The sequence below is a fragment of the Arthrobacter sp. SO3 genome, from assembly GCF_020532825.1.
In the GTDB taxonomy this organism is placed as follows: domain Bacteria; phylum Actinomycetota; class Actinomycetes; order Actinomycetales; family Micrococcaceae; genus Arthrobacter.
Genome location: NZ_MQTS01000246.1, coordinates 28,907 through 31,998, shown reverse-complemented (window position 1 = coordinate 31,998; position 3,092 = coordinate 28,907). Strand labels below are relative to the sequence as shown.

Below are 3,092 nucleotides of genomic sequence, written 5' to 3'. Positions count from 1 at the left end.
GATTTCCCGATCAGCGTGCAGTCGATGACCACGACCCCCACCACGGACATCAACGCGACCCTCCAGCAGATCGCCGAGCTCACGGCTTCCGGCTGTGACATTGTGCGCGTTGCCTGCCCGTCCGCGGACGACGCCGAGGCGCTGCCGATCATCGCCCGGAAGTCCCAGATCCCCGTGATCGCGGACATCCACTTCCAGCCGAAGTACGTTTTCGCCGCGATCGAGGCCGGCTGCGCCGCGGTCCGGGTAAACCCGGGCAACATCCGCAAGTTCGATGACCAGGTCAAGGAAATCGCCCGCGCGGCGAAGGACCACGGCACCTCGATCCGGATCGGCATCAACGCCGGATCGCTGGAGCCCGGAATCCTGAAGAAATACGGCAAGGCCACCCCTGAGGCCCTCGTGGAATCTGCCGTGTGGGAGGCCTCGCTGTTCGAGGAACACGGCTTCCACGACTTCAAAATCTCGGTCAAGCACAATGACCCGGTCATCATGGTCGCCGCTTACGAGATGCTCGCGGAACAGGGCGACTGGCCCCTGCACCTCGGCGTCACCGAGGCCGGCCCGGCGTTCCAGGGCACCATCAAGTCGGCCACGGCCTTCGGCGCACTGCTTTCCCGCGGCATCGGCGACACCATCCGCGTTTCCCTTTCCGCCCCGCCGGTGGAGGAAATCAAGGTCGGAAACCAGATCCTGCAGTCGCTCAACCTGCGTCCGCGCAAGCTCGAGATCGTCTCCTGCCCGTCCTGCGGCCGCGCCCAGGTGGACGTGTACACGCTGGCCGAACAGGTCACGGCCGGCCTGGAAGGCATGGAGATCCCGCTGCGCGTGGCCGTTATGGGCTGCGTCGTCAACGGACCGGGCGAAGCCCGCGAAGCAGACCTCGGAGTCGCCTCGGGCAACGGCAAGGGCCAGATCTTTGTGCGGGGCGAAGTCATCAAGACTGTCCCCGAGAACCAGATTGTTGAGACACTGATCGAAGAAGCCATGCGTATCGCCGAAGAGATGGGGGAGGCCGATGGCGAAGATGCTGTCAAGGGTAGCCCCGTGGTTAGCGTCTCGTAAGGACGCCGCCGCCCCTGGCGTCGCTCCCGGCGTCGCAGTCCGGACCCTCGGGGGGGCGGACACCGCCCAGCTGGTTGATCTGGCGCGGCAGGACGCCGTCGCCAATGTTTTCATCCTCTCCCATCTGGCAACGTCCGGTTCGGCGGCTCCCACCACCGGCGGCGCCAGCATTCTCGGCGTGTTCGACGGCGGCACGCTCCTGGGGGCCTGCTGGGCCGGCGCCAACCTGGTGCCGGTGCAGCTGGACCCGGAGCTTGCCGGCACGGTCGCAGCGTCCGCGCACCGCTCCGGGCGCCGGTACGCCTCGATCTTCGGCCCTGCCGACACGGTCCTGGCCCTGTACGCCGGGCTCGAACAGTTCGGCCAGACGGCCCATGAGATCCGCGCAGACCAGCCCCTGATGACGATTGCCGGGCCGCCCGCCGTGCCCCCGAACCAGCAGCTGGGCTTCGGCCAGCTCGCGGACTTCGACCGGATCCTGCCCGCGTGCGCGGCGATGTTCGAAGAGGAAGTGGGCTATTCGCCGTTCCTCGGCGGCCGGGAGTACTACAGCCGCCGGGTCAAGGGCCTGATCCGGGGAGGGCATTCCATGGTCCATCTGGGCCCCGCGGGCGAGGTGGTCTTCAAGGCCGAGCTCGGTGCGGTCACCCCGGAGGTGACGCAGGTCCAGGGGGTGTGGATGAACCCGGAGTATCGCGGGAAGGGCCTCAGCGCCGGATACATGGCCGCCGTCGTCGATCTCGCTCAAACCCTCGCCCCGGTCACGAGCCTCTACGTCAACGATTTCAACACCCGGGCCCGTGCCACGTACGAGCGCGTGGGCTTCCGCCAGATAGGGACTTTCGCCACTGTTCTTTTTTAACTCCAGTACCCTTCTGCCCCAGAAGTTAACAGGTATAACGGAAAAATATCTGGATGGGGACTCTTGTTTTAGTGCCTTGGGTCACATAGGTTCGAGCTAACCGTGTCGCATGGGCACGTGTTTCCCCGGGAGCAGCAGCCGGGGATGCAGACGCCCTTGAGGGCAACACAACGGAACTCACAGCCAATATTTTGGCGGTGCTGGGGCCGCAGAGCCACGCCATGACAGGATGACCAGCCGAAAACGGCCAGGGGCTTCCGTCAGTTATGGCGTGGCTCTTCCGCGTCCGGGCTGACGGTAGATTAGTACCTAGACGCGTGTGCCGGTTTCTCCGGTTTTATAGTTTTGCCCGCACTTTCCCAGAAACGGATAGATAACCAGTGGTCCTTCGACTCTCCAAGCTGTTCCTGCGCACCTTGCGTGAAGATCCCGCCGACGCCGAAGTGGCCAGCCACCGGCTCCTTGTCCGCGCCGGATACATCCGCCGGGCCGCCCCGGGCATCTACACCTGGCTTCCGCTGGGACTGAGCGTGCTCCGGAAGGTGGAGACGGTCATCCGCGAAGAGATGACGGCCATCGGCGCCCAGGAAGTGCACTTCCCGGCCCTGCTGCCCAAGGAGCCCTACGAGGTCACCAACCGCTGGACCGAATACGGCGAGGGCATCTTCCGGCTCAAAGACCGCAAGGGCAACGACTACCTGCTGGCGCCCACCCACGAGGAAATGTTCACCCTGCTGGTCAAGGACCTGTACTCCTCGTACAAGGACTTGCCGCTGAGCATCTACCAGATCCAGAACAAGTACCGCGACGAGGCACGTCCCCGGGCAGGCCTGCTGCGCGGCCGCGAATTCATCATGAAGGACTCCTACTCCTTCGACATCGACGACGCCGGCCTGGACGCCAGCTACGCGGCGCACCGCGGCGCGTACCTGAAGATCTTCGAGCGCCTCGGCCTCGAGGTCATTCCGGTCGCTGCCACGGCCGGCGCCATGGGCGGCTCCAAGAGCGAGGAATTCCTGCATCCCACCGAGATCGGCGAGGACACCTTCGTCCGTTCCGCCGGCGGCTACGCGGCCAACGTCGAGGCCGTCACCACGGTGGTCCCCCCGGACATCGACTTCAGCAACGCCCCCGCCGCCGAGGTCCGGGACACCCCGGACACCCC

3 protein-coding genes are annotated in these 3,092 nt (G+C 65.5%); all 3 read left to right on the top strand.

What is annotated here, in order from left to right; translation table 11 throughout:
• Window positions 1-1,065 (top strand): flavodoxin-dependent (E)-4-hydroxy-3-methylbut-2-enyl-diphosphate synthase (gene ispG / locus BJQ90_RS22155; RefSeq protein WP_226762331.1); only part of this gene is annotated, 1,065 nt, incomplete at its 5' end.
• Complete coding sequence (locus BJQ90_RS22150) at window positions 1,028-1,927, top strand: GNAT family N-acetyltransferase (RefSeq protein WP_226762333.1); 900 nt, start codon at window positions 1,028-1,030, stop codon at window positions 1,925-1,927. The genes ispG and BJQ90_RS22150, both read left to right, overlap by 38 nt.
• A gap of 380 nt (window positions 1,928-2,307) precedes the next feature.
• Window positions 2,308-3,092 (top strand): proline--tRNA ligase (gene proS / locus BJQ90_RS22145; protein WP_226762330.1); only part of this gene is annotated, 785 nt, incomplete at its 3' end.

Bases quoted from the DNA above. Each gene is read 5' to 3' on its own strand.
- BJQ90_RS22150 (WP_226762333.1), top strand. From the start codon at position 1,028: ATGCTGTCAAGGGTAGCCCCGTGGTTAGCGTCTCGTAAGGACGCCGCC.